This is a genomic window from Phaeobacter sp. SYSU ZJ3003 (genome assembly GCF_041300735.1).
Taxonomy (GTDB): Bacteria; Pseudomonadota; Alphaproteobacteria; order Rhodobacterales; family Rhodobacteraceae; genus Phycobacter; species Phycobacter gallaeciensis_A.
Genome location: NZ_PXNU01000023.1, coordinates 29,206 through 47,293, shown reverse-complemented (window position 1 = coordinate 47,293; position 18,088 = coordinate 29,206). Strand labels below are relative to the sequence as shown.

The following is an 18,088-nucleotide window of genomic DNA, read 5'->3' as shown; positions in this document are numbered from 1 at the left end:
GGGTAAACCGATGTCAAAACGCGACTATTACGACATTCTCGGGGTGGCCAAAGGCGCCACCGCCGAGGAAATCAAAAAAGGCTATCGCAAGAAAGCCAAGGAACTGCACCCGGATCGCAATGCCGATAACCCGGATGCCGAAGCGCAGTTCAAAGAGGCCAACGAGGCCTATGAGGTTCTGAAGGACGCCGAGAAGAAGGCAGCCTATGACCGCTATGGTCATGCCGCCTTTGAAAACGGCATGGGCGGTGGCGGCGGTCCCCGCGGCGGCCATCCGGGCGGCGGCGATTTCTCCTCGGCCTTCTCGGATGTGTTCGACGACCTGTTCGGCGACTTTATGGGGGGCCGTGGCCAGGCAGGCGGGCGTCAGCGCGCATCGCGCGGCGCGGATCTGCGCTATAACCTGCGCGTCACCCTGGAAGAGGCCTTCTCCGGGCTGCACAAGACGATCAAGGTTCCGACCTCGGTCGCCTGTACCTCCTGCGAGGGCACCGGTGCCGAAGGTGGGGTCGAACCCACCACCTGCCCGACCTGTTCGGGCATGGGCAAGGTGCGTGCGCAACAGGGCTTTTTCACGGTGGAGCGCAGCTGTCCGACCTGTTCGGGCCTGGGCCAGATCATCAAGAACCCGTGCAAAACCTGCCACGGCCATGGCCGCGTGGAAAAGGACCGCTCGCTGTCGGTGAATATTCCGGCGGGTGTGGAAACCGGCACGCGAATCCGTCTGGCTGGTGAAGGCGAGGCGGGCCTGCGCGGTGGACCTCCGGGCGATCTCTACATCTTTGTCGAGGTTTCGCCGCACGATCTGTTCGAACGCGACGGCAACAATCTTTATTGCCGGGTGCCCGTGTCGATGGCCACAGCTGCCCTGGGCGGTGCCATCGAGGTGCCGACCATCGACGGCGGCCGTGGCCGCGTCCAGATCCCCGAAGGCAGCCAGTCCGGCCGTCAGATGCGTCTGCGCGGCAAGGGTATGCCTGCGCTGCGTGGCGGTAGCCCCGGTGACATGTTCATCGAGCTGGCCGTGGAAACGCCGGTCAACCTGACCTCCCGACAAAAGGAACTGCTGCGCGAGTTCGAAGACCTCTCGGAAGAGAACACGAACCCGGAATCCCGCAGCTTCTTCTCCTCGGTCAAAAGCTTCTGGGACGGCATGAAGGGGTAATCCCTGAACCCTCCCCGGCTTTTGGGTCGAATACCATCGCAAAAACGCCCCCTCGTGGGGCGTTTTTACTTTGTGCAGCCCACCCCGCTGGCCCTTAATACCGAGGACAGGCCTGATACCTTCAACGATGGTGATCGTGGTGAAAGCTGGCGCATTCCGGGACAAGACCCTGCCACTGTTTGATTGCAGTGACGAAGCGCGCGCCGCGCTGGTGCCTGCCGGACGCCTACCGTCCTATATCAAGGATCACCGCGCCCGGCTGCGCCTGCGGTTCATGGAGGGCGGCGCGGCAGCCATGCCGGATTATGAGCTGCTGGAACTGATACTGTTCCGGTCGATCCCGCGTCAGGACGTCAAACCGCTGGCCCGCAGGCTGATGGACACCTTCGGCGATTTCAACCGGGTCATCACCGCCCCGGCAGAGCGCCTGTTGCAGGTAAAGGGCATTGGCGAAGCGGTGATCACCGACCTTAAGGTGCTGGAGGCCGCCGCCCACCGAATGGCGCGTTCCCGCATCATGCAGCGGCAGGTGCTATCCAGTTGGGATGCGCTGCTGGACTACTGCCACACCACCATGTCCCACTCTGAAGTCGAGCAGTTCCGGGTGCTGTTCCTGGACCGCAAGAACGTGCTGATCGCGGATGAGGAACAGGCCCGCGGCACCGTTGATCATGTGCCGGTCTACCCGCGCGAGGTCGCCAAGCGGGCGCTGGAGCTGAACGCCAGCGCTGTGATTCTGGTGCACAATCACCCCTCCGGCGATCCGACCCCCTCGGAAAGCGATATCAGCATGACCGCAACCATTGAGAACGCCCTGACCGCGCTTGGCATCACCCTACACGATCACCTGATCATCGGGAAATCGTCAGAACTGAGCTTTCGCAGCCACGGATATCTGTAGTGCTGGCAACCGCCGCAGGGGTCAGCGTACCCAGACTTCAACCCGGCGGTTCACCTCGCGGCCCCAGGCGCTGTCGTCGCAGGCCATGGGCAGGGCCTCACCAAAGGCAGCCACGTCGATCTCTACCCGGTCGAGATTGGCGGTCTCTGCCGCTGCCGCCACCGCATCGCGTACCGCATTGGCCCGCTTAATGGCGATCTTGCGGTTTGTCTCAGCCGGTCCCACTCCGTCGGAGAAGCCGACGAAGAGCAACCTGTGCGAATCGTAGATCCCGGCCTCCAGCGCCCGGCCCAATTGCTCGATATTGCTGCGGGATTGTGCATCGGGGCGGGTTGAACCCGGTTCAAACCGGAAGGATGTTGTCAGCCTCTGGAGCCCGCGCAGAGTAGATGTCAGCCGCTGCAGTTCTTCCAGATCCACCTCCGGCCCTGCCGCCTCTATCGCGTTGGCCAGCCGGTCCCCCTGGGCGGCAATCGACACGCGTTCCGGCGCCTGATCGACGAATCCCGCCCTGCGGATCACGATCTGCGCGCCGGGACCACGCACGTAGCTAAGGAAATCCCGCGCCACCTTGGGCAGCCGCCGTTCCGGCAGATAGAGGAACATGGGAGAGGTCAGAGGGTAATCCTCAGTCTTGATCGACCGGCGCGTCGCGCGCAGGGAGAACCCACATGGCCCGGTCAGGGTCAGCGCTCGCGCGGTGCCCGTATTGGCAAAACTGCCGATAGCGAGTGCGAAGGGGTCCGTGGCAACCATGCGCACCATCGTGCTGTGCCGGTCATGGCGACGCAGATCAGGCATTAATGTCGCCTTGGCCGGGGCCAGCAGCTTGTCCTCAACCGCCTGGGCCAGGCCTGAGCCTTCGACCGGCAGGTGCAGGGAAATCGGTGCATCGGCGCCGCCCAGCTCGGACCAGTTGGTGATCTCACCGGAAAGGATCGCAACCAGCTGCGGCAGAGAGATACGCTGCACCGGGTTTTCCGGCGACACCAGCGGCACCATCGCATCAAGCGCCAGAACCCGGCTACGCGACGGGCCCGTCATATCCCCCATGCCAGCCGCCTGCGCGTGTTCGCGCTCGGCCGGGCGGATTTCCCGCAGCGCCATGACGATATCCGCCTCATCCGCCAGAAGATCAGCAAAGCCTTCGTCGGTATTGCTGACGAAAAAATCGAACCGGGCGGCGGGACGATCCCCGCGCAGCAGAACATATTCGAAATTGTCGCCGGGCAGCGGATCGCGGCGCGTCTGGTAGCCGTTGCGCAGGGCAAACCCTTCGATCAGGGCGGGCAGCAGGACCTCTGCCATGGTCGAGGATCCCGACAGGGTGATCTCGGCCACGTAATCGGACAGGCTGGGACAGCCCGGACCGTCACAGCTGACCCCGGATCCGTCGACGGTCAACTCGCCGAACTTGGTGTCGACACGGTAATATTCTCCGTCGAATCCCAACAGGTTGCCGGTGATTTCCACGGCCCCATCGGGAGAAGACAGCGTGACATCCTGGGCGGCCAGCGATGTGACAGTTCCGGACAGAAGAAGTGCGGCGCAAATCGCCGCACGAAAGAAAGCCATGAGAAATCCTGGAATGAATGCGGATCAGTTGGAGGCGATTTTCAGGTTTTCCAACAGATTATTCAACACCAGAAAGTCACCCTTGGCCGCGCAATCAGGGATTGCCAGCGTCAGGTCGCGGGTCTGCAGTTTACTCTGCCCGCCAGCCCGATGCAGGGTCAGGGCCTGCGCCTCAACATCACGGCCACAGTTGATCGCGGTGATCTCTGCCTCGACGCTGATTTCCACCGTTTCTCCGGCTTGTTCGGCGGCGCGCGGGAAGCTGTAAACCTCGGCCAGACGCGGCGCCAGCTGGCTGTCATCGCCCAGCCGCACCATATGGCCCATGCCAGAGGCCGGGTCAGAACCATGCCAGACATGCCCCGGCGCGCCATAGTCGGCGCCGTTTTCGCGGGCATGAATTTCAAAACCGCTGTTGCCGGTCCATTGCAGCGCGACGCGGTCGATTTCGGAAAGGTCCGGCACCGGCACCACTGCGACTTCGGCCATCCCGTCCTGCGGCTCGATGATGAATACCGCCGAAGTGGCCAGAGCTGGCACCTCTTGTGTCAGATGGCCCGTATCATCCAGCGCCACCGTGAACATCATGCCCTGATGATGCACCGTCAGCCGCTTTCCCGCCTGGCAGGGCGCGGATACGTCGAGTTTCACCATGGCACCGGGCAGTGCATTAGCTGCGACCGACAGGGCGCAGTCATCCTTGGCGACAGCCGCTTCGGCCTGCGCGGTCTCTGCCTGCTGCGGCGCCGGATCTTCGTGCGGAACCGAGGTCAGCGTGATGTTCTCGATGGTCAGCTCGGACAGATCCGGATCGGCCGGGACCTGCACCGACGCGGCACTGATCTCCGGTGTTTCATAGATACGCGGAGCGGCGGACTGCTGCATGAAAAAGCCGATCCCCAGCGCACAGGCCACGGTTCCGCTGCTCAAGATCAAGATACGTTTGTCCATCATCACACACTCCACACCCTGGATAGGTTAAGGAAGTATAGCATGGGAAAGGCGGCCAGTTTGTGGCCGCCTGCGGGAGAGATTCGGGCAGAATAAAGAGAATTTTAATATCTCTGTCTGAATGGCCCCCGCGTGCGGTCAGGCCAAATCAGGGGCCGATCCCCGGTTAAAACGGCTGGCGTTCAACCGGGGATGCAGGCGTATCTCAGGCCAGACGCCCGTGGCAATGTTTGAACTTCTTGCCCGATCCACAGGGGCATTTGTCATTGCGCGACGGGTTGCCCCAGGTTTCGGGATCATCCTCGACAAATCCGGGCGCGGGCTCTTCCGCGAGTTCAGCAACAGCTTCGCCTTCTGCAGCAGGCGCAGGTGCGCCGCCAGCGGAGGCCATTTGCTGCATGGCGGCCTGGCGGGCTGCCATTTCCATCATCATCTGGCGCTGCTCTTCTTCGTTCATCGGACGCACGCGGCTCAGCTGCTTGGCAACGTCTTCGCGCAGGGAGTCGAGCATGCTTTCGAACAGCTGGAAGCTTTCGTTCTTATACTCGTTCAGCGGATCACGCTGCGCATAGCCGCGGAAGCCCACGACCGAGCGCAGATGCTCCAGCGTCAGCAGATGTTCGCGCCACTTGGCGTCGATGGTCTGCAGCAGCACCTGCTTTTCGATGTTGCGCATGTTTTCCGGACCGAAGGCTTCGGTCTTTTCCGCCATCAGCGCATCGCTTGCGGCCTCAAGCCGTTCGCGGATCTGTTCGTCGTCGACGCCTTCCTCGGCAGCCCATTCGGCCACCGGCGCGTCGATGCCCAGCCCTTCAAGCACAGCGGCCTGCAGGCCTGCGGTGTCCCACTGTTCGGCGTAGGTCTTGGGCGGCATGTAAGTGTCGATCAGGTCGTCGATCACCTCGTGACGCATATCATTGACGATCTCGGACAGATCCTCTGCCGCCATGATTTCACGGCGCTGGCCAAAGATCACCTTGCGCTGGTCGTTCATCACATCGTCGAACTTCAGCACGTTCTTGCGCATGTCGAAGTTGCGGCCTTCGACCTTGGCCTGGGCACGTTCCAGCGATTTGTTCACCCAGGGGTGAATGATCGCTTCGCCTTCTTTCATGCCCAGCGAGGACAGGACCTTGTCGAGGCGCTCGGACCCGAAAATCCGCATCAGGTCGTCTTCGAGGCTGAGATAGAACCGGGTACGGCCGGGGTCACCCTGACGGCCCGAACGGCCGCGCAGCTGGTTGTCGATGCGGCGGCTTTCGTGGCGTTCAGAGGCCATCACGAACAGGCCGCCCGCGTCCAGAACCTTCTGCTTTTCTTCGGCGTGCTTGGCTTCCTCGGCGGCGCGCAGCTCGGCAGGATCGGCATCGGGGTTGGCCTCAAGCGCGGCCATCACCTTGATGTCAACGTTGCCGCCCAGCTGAATATCGGTACCCCGGCCAGCCATATTGGTGGCGATGGTCACCGCACCAAGCCGCCCTGCATCGGCGACGATCTGCGCTTCCTGCTCGTGGTGGCGCGCGTTCAGCACGTTGTGTTCGATGCCTTCCTGCTGCAGCATCTGGCTCAGCAGTTCGGATTTCTCGATCGAGGTGGTGCCCAGAAGAACCGGCTGCCCCTTGGCATGGGCCTTCTTGGTCTCTTCGATCATCGCGCGGTATTTTTCCATCGCGGTGCGGTAGACTTGGTCGTCCTCGTCCACCCGTGCAATCGGCCGGTTGGTCGGAACCTCGACTACGCCCAGACCATAGATCTCGGCGAATTCCTCGGCTTCGGTCATGGCAGTACCGGTCATGCCCGACAGGCGGTCATAAAGGCGGAAATAGTTCTGGAAGGTCACCGAGGCCAGCGTCGTGTTCTCGGGCTGGATCTGCACCTCTTCCTTGGCTTCGATGGCCTGATGCAGGCCTTCGGACAGGCGGCGCCCGGCCATCATGCGGCCGGTGAATTCGTCGATCAGCACAACCTCGCCATCGCGCACGATGTAGTCCTTGTCACGCTGGAACAGTTTATGCGCGCGCAGGGCCTGGTTAACGTGGTGCACCACGGTGGTGCTTTCGGGGTCATAGAGCGAGGCCCCCTCTTCCAGCAGGCCGCGTTCGATCAGCTTCTGCTCAAGGTATTCGTTGCCCTCTTCGGTGAAGGTCACACCGCGGGTCTTCTCGTCGATCTCATAGTGTTCCTCGCTCAAGAGCGGGATCACCGTGTCGATGGTGGTATAAAGCTCGGAGCGATCTTCAGCCGGGCCGGAAATGATCAGCGGCGTACGCGCCTCGTCGATCAGGATCGAGTCGACCTCATCGACGATGGCAAAGTTGTGATACTTCTGGAACACTTGGTCCAGGCTGGGCTTCATGTTGTCGCGCAGGTAGTCAAAGCCCAACTCGTTGTTGGTCGCATAGGTCACATCGGACTGGTAGGCGGCCATCTTCTGATCGTCGGGCTGACCGGACCAGATCACGCCTGTCGTCATGCCCAGCTGTTCAAAGACCTTGCCCATCCATTCGCTGTCACGTTTGGCCAGGTATTCGTTCACCGTAACCACATGCACGCCCTTACCGGTCAGCGCATTGAGGTAGGCTGGGAAAGTGGCGACAAGTGTCTTACCCTCACCCGTTTTCATCTCGGCGATATTGCCCTGATGCAGGAAGACACCGCCCATAAGCTGCGTATCAAAGGCCCGCAGACCCAGCGCCCGGCGGGCCCCTTCGCGTACGTTGGCAAAGGCTTCGGGCAACAGAGCGTCGAGGGCTTCACCGTCCAGCGCGCGTTTGCGCAGCTCTTCGGTTTTCTCGATCAGACCCTGGTCGCTGAGCTTTTCGAATTCGGGTTCCAGCGCGTTGATCTTTGCGATCAGCGGCCGCGTCGCCTTGATTTTTCGGTCATTCGGTGTGCCGAAAATCTTTTTGGCGAGTGTTCCGATACCCAGCATGTGCTCTCCCACGGTCCTGTCATGGCTTCTGACCTAAGGCAGGCTTGCCCGCCCTGCCCGCAACCCATAAACAAAGGTGGAAACGACGGTCCTGCCATTGGCCCTTAGGCGATGTAAGCGGCAGGCATATAAGTGTCAACGCCGCGCCATGCTGCGGCCCGGGAATAGGAAGAATTGAATGCTGAAAGGTCTCACTTTTCTGCGAGGCGCGGCAACTGCGGCCCTGATGGCGCTGCCTTTGTCGGTACAGGCCGCACCGCATGCCAATACCGTGGTGGCCTCAGTCAACGGCGAAGAGATCACCCTTGGTCACATGATCATGGCCCGTGAAAACCTGCCCCAGCAGTACAAGCAACTGCCGGACGAGGTGCTGTACAACGCCATTCTGGACCAGCTGATCCAGCAGACAGCACTGAAACAGCAACTGCATGGCGAAGTGCCCCACTACGTGGAGCTGTCGGTCGAAAACGAAAGCCGGGCATTGCTGGCCGCTGATGTCATCGAAATGGTGATGGCCAACGCAACCGGTGAGGAAGCCCTGCGCGCGGCCTATGACCGTAAATACTCCACCGGCGATGGCGGCGATGAATTCCACGCGGCGCACATTCTGGTGGAAACCGAAGAAGAAGCCAAAAAGATCAAGATGGAGCTGGAAGACGGCGCCGATTTTGCCACCACTGCCAAGGCGCGGTCGACCGGCCCCTCCGGGCCGAGCGGCGGTGATCTGGGCTGGTTCGGGCTGGGTAGTATGGTTCCCGAATTCGAAGAGGCTGTACTTGCCATGCGGTCGGGGGATATCTCTGATCCGGTGAAAACCCAGTTCGGCTGGCACGTGATCCTGCTGCGCGAACGGCGCAAATCTGCCGCGCCCAGCTTTGACGAAGTGCGCGGCGAGCTGGAGCAGGAACTGCGGACACGCGCCGTCGAAGATCGCGTCAACGCACTGACAGCTGAGGCCACCATCGAACGACCCGAAATCGAAGGGCTGGACCCGGCGATGATTAAAGATCTTGGCCTGGTAAGGAACTGATCCGATGGCAAAACCTCTGCCCTGTTCTCCACTGGCTCCGGCCGGATTTCCCGATCTTCCCACGATCAAAGGCGTGCGGTTCGCCACCGCAGCCGCTGGTGTAAAATACAAGGACCGGACCGATGTTATGCTGGCGGTACTGGATCCGGGCACCACGGTTTCCGGGGTGTTCACTCGCTCCAAGACGCGATCTGCACCTGTGCGCGATTGTCAGGAGAAACTTGGGGCAGACCCTTCGGCTAGCGCCGCTATTCTGGTCAACTCGGGCAATTCCAATGCCTTTACCGGTCATCACGGGCAAACCTCGGTGGCAGAGATCGTCGCCGCCGTCTCCGGCATCACTGGGGCACCAGCGGGGCGCGTCTTTACCGCCTCGACCGGGGTGATTGGTGAACCGCTGCCGCATGATCGGATCGTCGCCAAGATCGCCGAGCTGAATGATGGGCTGAATGCCGATGCGCTGGAAGCAGCAGCCGCCGCCATCATGACCACCGATACCTTTGCCAAGGGCGCTGGCGCCACGGTCACCATCGACGGGCAGACCGTGAACATCGCCGGAATCGCCAAAGGTTCCGGCATGATTGCGCCTGATATGGCGACCATGCTGGTCTATATCTTCACCGATGCCAAGATCGAGCAAAGCGCGCTGCAGGCGCAGCTGGCCAAAATCTGTGACCGGACCTTCAACTGCATCACGGTAGACAGCGACACCTCGACCTCGGACAGCCTGATGCTCTGTGCGACCGGCGCATCGGGCGTTGACGCAACCGGGAACCCGGAGTTTGAGCAGGCGCTGGAGGGCGTGATGCTGGATCTGGCGCATCACGTCGTCCGCGATGGGGAAGGCGCCACGAAGTTCGTCGAGATCCAGGTGACCGGCGCCGAAAGCGACGCAGATGCCAAGACCCACGGGCTGGCGATTGCCAATTCGCCTCTGGTGAAAACCGCAATCGCGGGTGAGGATCCCAACTGGGGCCGCGTGGTGATGGCAATCGGAAAATCCGGCGCTGCGGCGGACCGGGACCTGCTGTCGATCTCCTTCGGCGATGTTCTGGTGGCTGAAAATGGCTGGGTTGCGCCCTCATACAAGGAAGAGGACGGCGCCGCGCAAATGAAACAGGACGAGATCACGATCAAGGTGGATCTGGGTCTTGGCGATGGCGCGGCAACGGTCTGGACCTGCGATTTGACCCATCAATACATCACCATCAACGCGGATTATCGGTCATGAAAACGGTTCTCGTCTCGGCCGTGGCCCTGATCGACGTCGAAGGGCGGATCCTGCTGGCGCAGCGCCCCGAAGGCAAATCCATGGCCGGGCTTTGGGAATTCCCCGGCGGCAAGGTTGAAGCCGGGGAGACCCCCGAAGTGGCGCTGATCCGCGAACTGGAAGAGGAGCTGGGCATCAACACCTGGCAATCCTGCCTAGCGCCGCTGACCTTTGCCAGCCACAGCTATGAAGATTTTCACCTGCTGATGCCGCTGTTTGCATGCCGCAAATGGGAGGGCATTCCGCAGGCCCGGGAAGGCCAGGTTCTAAAATGGGCGCGGCCGCAAGAGCTGCGTGATTACCCGATGCCTCCGGCCGATATTCCGCTGATTCCGATCCTGCGGGATTGGCTGTAGCGTTCAAAAACTGGCGGTCCGCCCGGCGGGCTGCCCTCTGCATACCCCGAATTTCCCCTCCAATCCGGACGCAATTTACTACCGGATATTGGAGATTTGTCGGTAGAAACACTAGCCATTGTTGCTTTGGCGCAAGTCGTCAAGATTTTGTTAACCAATTTGTCAAAAACTGGTTACACTATCTGGCAGTGAACCTTTTTGAACTTCTCCCTGACGAAGGATCAGACAACAGGTGGACCTATTTGGGCACGTGTTTTCTGGTCCGGGACAGGTTCATGCAGGCACACATCAACGACCGCAACGGGGTGCCGGTAGGCGCGGCAGAACGCCTCCGAATACCACCGATTTTCGCGGCACACTGAAGACCCACTGAAGACCAATCACTCACGGCAATAGAGGGCAGCCCGGCGGCTGCCCTCAGCCGTTTTGGCGGGCACTAGACCTCCCACCACCTCAAAGATGCAAAAACCCCGGCACAGAGGCCGGGGTTTTGACTGTTTCTGAGTGTCGCAGCGCCTTAGTCGAGCTTACGTTCAACTTCCTGACGCTCGAAGATCTCGATGACATCGCCTGCGCGGATATCTTCGTAGTTCTCAAAGGCCATACCGCATTCCTGACCGGACTGAACCTCTGCGACTTCATCCTTGAAGCGCTTCAGCGTTTTCAGCGTGCCTTCGTGGATCACAACGTTGTCACGCAGCAGACGCACACCAGCCGAGCGACGGGCAACGCCTTCGGTGACCAGACAGCCGGCAACCTTGCCGACGTTGGAGACCTTGAAGACGTCCTTGATAGTCGCGTAGCCGATGAAGTTTTCCTTGATCTCGGCCGACAGCAGGCCCGAGGCCGCCGCTTTCACGTCATCCACAAGGTCATAGATCACCGAGTAATAGCGGATCTCGACGCCCTTCTGGTTGGCAGTGTTACGGGCCGAGGTATTGGCACGGACGTTGAAGCCCATGACCGGCGCACCGGAAGCTTCGGCCAGGCCGATATCGGTTTCGGTGATGGCACCAACACCCGAGTGCAGCACGCGCACGCGCACCTCGTCGTTGCCGATCTTCTCCATCGCCTGAACGATCGCTTCGGCAGAGCCCTGCACGTCTGCTTTGACCAGGATCGGCAGTTCGGAGACGTTTTCGTCTTCCTTAGCCTTGGCCATCAGCTGTTCCAGAGTGGTCGCAGCACCGGCTGCGGCGCGTTTGTCCTTGGCGGCCTGCTCGCGGTATTCCGCGATTTCGCGGGCCTGTGCCTCGGTCTCGGTCACGTTCAGCACGTCACCCGCTTCGGGCGTGCCGTTGAGACCCAGAACCTCGACCGGAACCGACGGACCGGCTTCCTTGACGCGTTCACCCTTGTCGTTGATCAGCGCACGGACCTTACCGTACTGCTCACCCACAACGAAGATGTCGCCCTGATGCAGAGTACCGTTCTGAACCAGAACAGTGGCAACCGGGCCGCGGCCCACGTCCAGCTGTGCTTCGATCACGGCGCCTTGGGCGGCACGGTTCGGGTTGGCTTTCAGTTCCAAGATTTCCGCCTGTAGCGCGATGGCTTCCAGCAGTTCATCCAGACCCTGGCCGGTCACGGCGGACACTTCCACGTCCTGAACGTCGCCGGACATGGCTTCCACGATCACCTCGTGTTGCAGCAGCTCGGCACGCACCTTGTTCGGATCGGCGGCAGGTTTGTCGATCTTGTTGATCGCCACGATCATCGGAACACCGGCAGCCTTGGCGTGGTTGATCGCCTCGATGGTCTGCGGCATGACCGAATCGTCGGCAGCCACAACCAGAACCACGATATCCGTCACCTGAGCACCGCGAGAGCGCATCGAGGTGAAGGCCGCGTGGCCCGGCGTATCGAGGAAGCTCAGTACGGTGCCGCTATCGGTGGTCACCTGATACGCACCGATGTGCTGGGTGATACCGCCTGCTTCGCCAGCCACAACCCGCGCATCGCGGATCGCATCCAGCAGCGAGGTTTTACCGTGGTCGACGTGGCCCATGATGGTGATCACCGGCGGACGCGGCTGCAGATCTTCTTCCTTGTCCTCGACCTCTTTGATCACGTCTTCGACGTCAGAGTCGGAAACGCGGACAACTTTGTGGCCGAATTCTTCGATGATCAGTTCAGCCGTATCGGCGTCGATCGACTGGTTCTGGGTGACCATCATGCCCATGTTCATGAGCGATTTGACCACGTCACCAACGCGTTCCGCCATACGGTTTGCCAGCTCGGAAACAACGATGGTTTCCGGCAGCTGCACGTCACGGATGACCTTTTCACGCTCGACGGTGCCCATTGCCTTCTGACGCGCGCGCTCCTGCTTGCGCTTCATTGCGGCCATGGACCGCTGACGGCCACCTTCGCCGGTTGCCTGACCCAGTGTCAGCTTACCCGAACGGCGACCTTGGTCGCGGCCTTTGCCACCACGGCCACGCTCTTCGCGTTCGCGGTCGGCTTTGCGCGGGGCCTGCGCTGCGGGTTTGGCCGCAGAACGACCTGCGGCGGGACCGGCAGATTTTGCCTTCTCCGGCTCTGCTGCCGGAGCCGCTGCTGCACGCTTGGCCGCTTCTTCAGCTTCGAGGCGCTTGCGCTCTTCCTCTTCCGCCTTGCGACGGGCTTTTTCCTCGGCTTCGCGCTGTTCGCGTTCCTTGGCTTCCTGCTCGGCGCGGCGGCGCTCACGCTCTTCGGCACGGGCCTTTTCCTCGGCCTCGCGCTGCGCGGCTTCTTCGACTTCACGCGCCTTGGCAGCCTGCAGCGCCTTCAGGCGGCGGGCCATTTCCGCGTCGGTGATGCCGGCAGGTCGACGGGATCCATCCGTCGCGGGAGACGCACCACTGCCGCCTTTACCCGCACCCGGCTTGGGAACCACAACGCGTTTGCGCTTGGTTTCCACTACGACATTCTTGGTCCGCCCATGGCTGAAGCTTTGTTTCACGTTCCCAGGCCGGGAACCACCACGCAAACCCAATGTCTTTTTGCCGTCACTATCGCTCATAAAGCTCTTTATCCTTCCGTGCGGCCCTTGCCGCCCACCATTTCGCGCAAACCCTGCAATCGTTGCGCTTCCTCTACAACACGTTTGCTGAGTCCACCAGAGGCCAGCGCCGCATGTATCACAGTTTGACGCCCAAATGCCATCCCCAGCTCATCCGCAGAGAGGCAACCGATATAGTTCCCCCGGTGCGGCGTGCTCAGTTTCGACTTTCCACGCCCGGATCCGTCAGCCGCCTGAATCAGCACACTCGCCTCTTCCTTCAGCAGCCAATCCTTGACTTTTTCATAGCCACCGACCGCATCACCCGACTTGCGGGCCAGGCTGATCAGATCAACGAGACGGCGCAGAACCTGCCGCTCCACCTCGTCTGCAAGGTCTTCGGGCACCTTCACCTGGGCCTTGAAGCCACGGGCGAAGAGTTTCTTCTTTACCGCCGTATCTAACGCAGAACGGCTGGCGGTCACATAAACGCCCCGACCGGGGAGTTTACCGAACACATCCGCAACGACCTGCCCGTCGGGGCCCATCACGAACCGGATGAGACCCTGCTTGGGCTGGATCTCACCTGTTGCGATGCACTTTCGCTCCGGGCCGTCTGACCGGTCTTTTTCGGCGCCTCCGCGAGCCATTCAGCGTCTCCTTTCAGGAGCAGCGGGGATCAGACCCCGGCCCCTGTGTCAGCGGCTTCTTCGTCACCTTCGGCCTCGTCATCTTCCGAGACTTCCGGTTCCAGTTCGGCGGGATCAACCCAGCCCAGCAAGACGCGGGCTGTCATGACCATATCCTGTGCCTCTTCCAGCGACATGCCGAAAGGTTCCAGAATACCGTCGTCCTTGATCCGTTCGCCGCCATCCGTGGTCCAGCCGCCGGCCAGTTCCCAGTCCGCGCAGGTGGCAAAGTCTTCCAGCGTCTTGATGCCGTCCTTTGCCAGTGCCTCAATCATCTGGGGTGTCAGACCGTCAAAGTCAATCAGGCTGTCCTCTGCGCCCAGCGCACGGGCGGCATCAATCGCTGCCTTGGCCTTGGCTTCGAGGTAGTCACGGGCCCGGGCCTGCAGCTCTTCGGCGGTACCTTCGTCAACACCGTCGATGACCAGCAGTTCATCGAGCTCCACATAGGCAACCTCTTCGAGGCTGGTGAACCCTTCGGAGACCAGCAGCTGGGCAAAGAATTCGTCCAGATCCAGAGTTTCCATGAACAGGCCGGTGCGCGCTTCGAATTCCTTCTGGCGACGCGCCGATTCCTCTTCCTCGGTCATGATGTCGATGTCGAGACCGGTCAGCTGCGAGGCCAGACGTACGTTCTGACCACGGCGGCCGATCGCGAGGCTCAGCTGTTCCTCGGGGACCACAACTTCGATCTTGCCGGCTTCTTCGTCCAGAACCACTTTCGACACTTCGGCCGGCTGCAGCGCGTTGACGAGGAAAGTCGGCTGATCTTCGTTCCACGGGATGATGTCGATCTTTTCACCCTGCAGTTCGTTCACAACGGCCTGCACGCGGCTGCCGCGCATACCGACGCAGGCGCCCACGGGGTCGATCGAACCATCATAGGAAATCACGGCAATCTTGGCGCGCGAACCGGGATCACGGGCAACGGCCTTGATCTCGATGATACCATCATAGATTTCCGGCACTTCCATCTTGAACAGCTCGGCCATGAATTCCGGCGCAGTACGGCTGAGGAAGATCTGCGGGCCGCGCGGTTCGCGGCGCACATCCTTGATGTAGCAGCGGATACGATCATTCGGACGATAGCTTTCGCGGCCGATCTTCTCGTTGCGGCGCAGGATCGCTTCGCCAGCGCCCACATCGACGATGACGTTGCCGAATTCTTCGCGTTTGACCAGACCGTTGATGATGGTACCGGCGCGGTCCTTGAATTCTTCGTACTGGCGGTCACGCTCTGCTTCGCGCACCTTCTGCAGGATGACCTGCTTGGCCGATTGGGCCGCGATACGGCCCATTTCTACCGGCGGAACCTCTTCCACATAGGTGTCGCCCACCTTGGGATCGGCCATGTACTGCTTGGCCTGCTCGACGGTCATTTCCGACTGGTAGTTTTCCAGCTCTTCATCTTCGACGACCGAGCGCACGCGGGTAAAGGTGGCCTTGCCGGTCTTGCGGTCGATGGACACACGGATGTCCATTTCGCTGCCGTAGCGGCTTTTGGCCGCCCGGGCGAGGCTTTCTTCCATGGCTTCGACCACCAGGCCGGGGTCGATCATTTTCTCGCGCGCCACGGCTTCGGCGGTTTGCAACAGCTCAAGCTGGTTTGCAGAGGTGATGGCCATTACTTGTTCTCCTCTTCGGACCCTTCGGTCACCTCGCCCTCAAGGGGCGTATCTTCGATAACGTCGTCAAAAGCATCTTCGTTCAGCGTGCCAGCCTCCTTGCGCTGGCGCAGCATTTCCTTGATCAGATCGTCGGTCAGAACCAGCTTTGCGTCGCTCAGCCAGTCGAATTTCAGACCGATGGTCACGGGTTCGCCGTGTTCCTCGATGTTGATCAGAACCTCGTCATCCTCGACACCGGCCAGCTCGCCCTTGAAGCGGCGGCGACCGTCGATCAGCTCGGCGGTTTCCAGCTTGGCCTCATAGCCTTCGAACATGTCAAAGTCCTTGAGCCGCGTCAGGGGACGGTCGATGCCGGGGCTCGACACCTCAAGCGCGTAGGCATCAAGGATCGGATCCTCGACGTCCAGAACCGCGCTGACGGCATTCGAAATATCGGCGCAATCATCGACTTCGATCCCGCCATCGGGTTTGTCGGCCATGATCTGCAAGGTTGTCGTCTTGCCGGACATCAGCCGGATACGGACCAGCTCATAGCCCAGATCCTCGATCACCGGGGTGATGATCTCGGCAAGGCGGCGGTCAATCGCGGCTTTGGCAATCAGGTCGTTGGTCATTCGGGTTCCAGCTGTCTTTCGGACACAAAAAAACGGGCGCGCGGCCCGTTGAAAATCCCGGTGGAGCCTTGGACCAGAGCCCAACGCGCCGCTGTTGTGAAAGGCATATACGCTTGATGGGGCGAATCTGCAAGGAGAAGTTCGAAACCGGGCCTGCGCCCCGGTCAGGTCCGCCACCAGCGTTCGGCAATACGGCCATCATCCAGCGCCGCGCGGCGGCCCACGGTGCGGGGCATGCCCACATCGCTGCGCGCCGCCAGCGCCATGTCGCTGGCCGAAGGATGATACAGGAATCCCCCCTTTTCGATCAGCCCTTCTGGCGCGGGCAAGGCGGCCACATCCACATAGCCATCACGCAGTGCCTCAGCCCGCACGCTGGCATCCGGGATGACGATCACCTCGACCGTATCCACCCAGCCTGCCTGCCCGGCCTTGTAATGATCGGCCAGTTTTGCCGCACGGAAATGCCGCCCGTCCTGCGCCCGCTCGACGCGGTAACAGCCGGTGCCCACGGCCTGTGCCAGTGGCAGATCCACCTGGCCCGCCGGAGCGATGACATGCGCCGGATCCGCCAGAAGGTAAGGAAGATGGGGGTTTGCGGCCGTCAGCTGGATCTCGATCCGATGGTCTGCGACCTGCTGCACCAAGGCAACCTCGGCGCCGTCGATACCGCGCCCGCTCAGCGAGGCAACCACATCCGCCGCCGTCATGGCCGCGCCATCATGGAACCGCACATCGCTGCGCAGATCAAAGGACCAGGTCCTGGCCGCGTCGCTGCTGTGCCAGCCCTCGGCCAGCTCGCCCCGCAACACGCCATCGGGCGCGATCTCTGTCAGGGTGTCGAAGACGGCGCCACGCGCCACCTGCTCCATCAGCCCGTCCTGACGCGGCACCGCAAGACGCAACACCCCGCCCGCGCGCGGCGCCGCCGCCAATGACGTGCCTGTCGCCGCCAGCAAGGCAGCCGCAGCACCAGAGGTGAACAGCGCGCGGCGGTCGATACGGGTCATGGCAGCATCTCCTCGGCAATCCGGTCCATCGTGCGCACCAGTTCGGCACTGATTCCCGGCTCCGACAAGGCATGACCTGCATTGCGGATCATTTTCAACTCGGCATTTGGCCACAGCTCGTTCAGGCGCCAGGCCGAGGTCGGCGGGCAGATCATGTCGTAACGGCCCTGCACAATGATGCCCGGAATATGGGAAATCCGCCCCATATTGGCGAGGATCTGCCCATCGAAATCCAGAAAACCGCCATTGATGAAATAGTGGTTTTCCAACCGGGCAAAGGCGCGGGCATAATCGCCGGGGCTTTCGCCGCCATGACCGTTAGAATGGACCGAGGCCAGGGCGTTCTCCCAGGATGACCAGGCACGACCGAATCGGATTTCCTCGTTCACATCGCCGGAAAATAGCCGCTTGTTATAAGCGGCGATCATATCGTGCCGCTCGTCATGCGGGACCAGCGCGACAAACCGCGCCCAGGTTTCCGGCCAGAACCGCCCGGCGCCGCCCCCGTAAAACCAGTCGAGTTCGCTTTGTGTCATCAGGAAGACACCGCGCAGGATGATGTGCTGCACGCGCTCCGGGTGCGTCTGCGCATAAATCAGCGCCAGCGTCGCCCCCCAGCTGCCACCGAACAATAGCCAGCTGTCGATCTCCAGCAGGCGGCGGATCTCCTCCATATCGGCAACCAGATGCCAGGTGGTGTTATCCTCGCAAGAGGCATGCGGGCGCGAGCGGCCGCAACCGCGCTGATCAAAAAGAATCACCCGATAGATATTGGGATCGAAATAGCGCCGCATCGCCGGGCTGCTGCCGCCGCCGGGACCACCGTGACAGACAATCACCGGAATGCCCTTGGGGTTGCCCGATTGCTCGACATAAATGCTGTGGCCCTGCCCCACATCCAGCATACGCTGGTCGTAGGCATCGACCGGAGGATAAAGATACTGCACTGCGCGCTTTTGGTCCGAGTATTTGTCCATTACTGAC

14 protein-coding genes are annotated in these 18,088 nt (G+C 61.3%); 5 read left to right on the top strand and 9 right to left on the bottom strand.

The genetic code is table 11. From position 1 onward, the window contains the following. Positions 1–10: 10 nt before the first annotated feature. Together dnaJ and radC are read left to right on the top strand one after the other, a co-directional pair. Positions 11–1,165 carry a molecular chaperone DnaJ gene (gene dnaJ / locus C6W91_RS10300; protein ID WP_274837882.1) on the top strand — a complete coding sequence of 385 codons (1,155 nt, stop codon included), beginning with the start codon at positions 11–13 and terminating at the stop codon, positions 1,163–1,165. A 139-nt stretch (positions 1,166–1,304) separates the two neighbouring features. Continuing rightward, positions 1,305–2,066, top strand: a complete 762-nt coding sequence (radC, locus tag C6W91_RS10295) for a DNA repair protein RadC (RefSeq protein ID WP_370570789.1) — start codon at positions 1,305–1,307, stop codon at positions 2,064–2,066. A 21-nt stretch (positions 2,067–2,087) separates the two neighbouring features. Here the strand turns inward: radC and C6W91_RS10290 are convergent, their stop codons facing one another. The 3 genes from C6W91_RS10290 to secA all read right to left on the bottom strand — a co-directional run bounded on the left by C6W91_RS10290 (position 2,088) and on the right by secA (position 7,524). Continuing rightward, positions 2,088–3,641 (bottom strand): substrate-binding domain-containing protein, encoded by a 1,554-nt coding sequence (locus C6W91_RS10290; protein ID WP_274836071.1) that lies wholly within the window; start codon positions 3,639–3,641, stop codon positions 2,088–2,090. A gap of 24 nt (positions 3,642–3,665) precedes the next feature. Next, positions 3,666–4,592: a hypothetical protein gene (locus C6W91_RS10285; RefSeq protein WP_274844709.1), complete on the bottom strand. Its 927-nt coding sequence runs from the start codon at positions 4,590–4,592 to the stop codon at positions 3,666–3,668. Between the two features lie 205 nt (positions 4,593–4,797). Beyond that, the gene (gene secA, locus C6W91_RS10280; protein WP_274829348.1) at positions 4,798–7,524 is read right to left on the bottom strand and encodes a preprotein translocase subunit SecA; all 2,727 of its coding nucleotides are present in this window, start codon (positions 7,522–7,524) and stop codon (positions 4,798–4,800) included. 178 nt (positions 7,525–7,702) lie between these two features. On the opposite strand from secA, the gene C6W91_RS10275 reads away from it, so the two are divergent. The 3 genes from C6W91_RS10275 to mutT are packed head-to-tail and all read left to right on the top strand — an operon-like array spanning position 7,703 to position 10,180. Continuing rightward, positions 7,703–8,554, top strand: a complete 852-nt coding sequence (locus tag C6W91_RS10275) for a peptidylprolyl isomerase (protein WP_274829347.1) — start codon at positions 7,703–7,705, stop codon at positions 8,552–8,554. Between the two features lie 4 nt (positions 8,555–8,558). Then, entirely contained in the window at positions 8,559–9,785 is a 1,227-nt protein-coding gene (gene argJ / locus C6W91_RS10270; RefSeq protein ID WP_370570788.1) for a bifunctional glutamate N-acetyltransferase/amino-acid acetyltransferase ArgJ, read from the top strand. After that, positions 9,782–10,180 carry an 8-oxo-dGTP diphosphatase MutT gene (gene mutT / locus C6W91_RS10265; RefSeq protein WP_065272081.1) on the top strand — a complete coding sequence of 133 codons (399 nt, stop codon included), beginning with the start codon at positions 9,782–9,784 and terminating at the stop codon, positions 10,178–10,180. Before argJ ends, mutT begins: the two co-directional genes overlap by 4 nt. Before the next feature lie 517 nt (positions 10,181–10,697). Here the strand turns inward: mutT and infB are convergent. From infB to pip, 6 genes are all read right to left on the bottom strand, one after another. Next, complete coding sequence (gene infB, locus C6W91_RS10260; protein ID WP_065272080.1) at positions 10,698–13,184, bottom strand: translation initiation factor IF-2; 2,487 nt, start codon at positions 13,182–13,184, stop codon at positions 10,698–10,700. Between the two features lie 8 nt (positions 13,185–13,192). Further along, positions 13,193–13,813, bottom strand: a complete 621-nt coding sequence (locus C6W91_RS10255) for an RNA-binding protein (protein ID WP_274831714.1) — start codon at positions 13,811–13,813, stop codon at positions 13,193–13,195. 29 nt (positions 13,814–13,842) lie between these two features. Beyond that, on the bottom strand, positions 13,843–15,477 hold the full coding sequence (nusA, locus tag C6W91_RS10250) for a transcription termination factor NusA (RefSeq protein WP_065272078.1): 1,635 nt from the start codon (positions 15,475–15,477) through the stop codon (positions 13,843–13,845). Beyond that, positions 15,477–16,094 (bottom strand): ribosome maturation factor RimP, encoded by a 618-nt coding sequence (rimP, locus tag C6W91_RS10245; RefSeq protein ID WP_274837879.1) that lies wholly within the window; start codon positions 16,092–16,094, stop codon positions 15,477–15,479. The genes nusA and rimP overlap by 1 nt, the downstream gene beginning before the upstream one ends. 164 nt (positions 16,095–16,258) lie before the next feature. Next, entirely contained in the window at positions 16,259–17,104 is an 846-nt protein-coding gene (locus C6W91_RS10240) for an ABC transporter substrate-binding protein (protein WP_274837878.1), read from the bottom strand. Next, the gene (gene pip, locus C6W91_RS10235; RefSeq protein WP_065272074.1) at positions 17,101–18,081 is read right to left on the bottom strand and encodes a prolyl aminopeptidase; all 981 of its coding nucleotides are present in this window, start codon (positions 18,079–18,081) and stop codon (positions 17,101–17,103) included. Before pip ends, C6W91_RS10240 begins: the two co-directional genes overlap by 4 nt. Positions 18,082–18,088: the final 7 nt, after the last annotated feature.

Excerpts from the sequence above, each read along its gene's own strand:
- C6W91_RS10275 (WP_274829347.1), top strand. The coding sequence starts at position 7,703 with ATGCTGAAAGGTCTCACTTTTCTGCGAGGCGCGGCAACTGCGGCCCTG.
- C6W91_RS10285 (WP_274844709.1), bottom strand. The coding sequence starts at position 4,592 with ATGGACAAACGTATCTTGATCTTGAGCAGCGGAACCGTGGCCTGTGCG.
- argJ (WP_370570788.1), top strand. The coding sequence starts at position 8,559 with ATGGCAAAACCTCTGCCCTGTTCTCCACTGGCTCCGGCCGGATTTCCC.
- C6W91_RS10255 (WP_274831714.1), bottom strand. The coding sequence starts at position 13,813 with ATGGCTCGCGGAGGCGCCGAAAAAGACCGGTCAGACGGCCCGGAGCGA.
- infB (WP_065272080.1), bottom strand. The coding sequence starts at position 13,184 with ATGAGCGATAGTGACGGCAAAAAGACATTGGGTTTGCGTGGTGGTTCC.
- dnaJ (WP_274837882.1), top strand. The coding sequence starts at position 11 with ATGTCAAAACGCGACTATTACGACATTCTCGGGGTGGCCAAAGGCGCC.
- secA (WP_274829348.1), bottom strand. The coding sequence starts at position 7,524 with ATGCTGGGTATCGGAACACTCGCCAAAAAGATTTTCGGCACACCGAAT.
- mutT (WP_065272081.1), top strand. The coding sequence starts at position 9,782 with ATGAAAACGGTTCTCGTCTCGGCCGTGGCCCTGATCGACGTCGAAGGG.
- rimP (WP_274837879.1), bottom strand. The coding sequence starts at position 16,094 with ATGACCAACGACCTGATTGCCAAAGCCGCGATTGACCGCCGCCTTGCC.
- pip (WP_065272074.1), bottom strand. The coding sequence starts at position 18,081 with ATGGACAAATACTCGGACCAAAAGCGCGCAGTGCAGTATCTTTATCCT.
- C6W91_RS10240 (WP_274837878.1), bottom strand. The coding sequence starts at position 17,104 with ATGACCCGTATCGACCGCCGCGCGCTGTTCACCTCTGGTGCTGCGGCT.
- nusA (WP_065272078.1), bottom strand. The coding sequence starts at position 15,477 with ATGGCCATCACCTCTGCAAACCAGCTTGAGCTGTTGCAAACCGCCGAA.
- C6W91_RS10290 (WP_274836071.1), bottom strand. The coding sequence starts at position 3,641 with ATGGCTTTCTTTCGTGCGGCGATTTGCGCCGCACTTCTTCTGTCCGGA.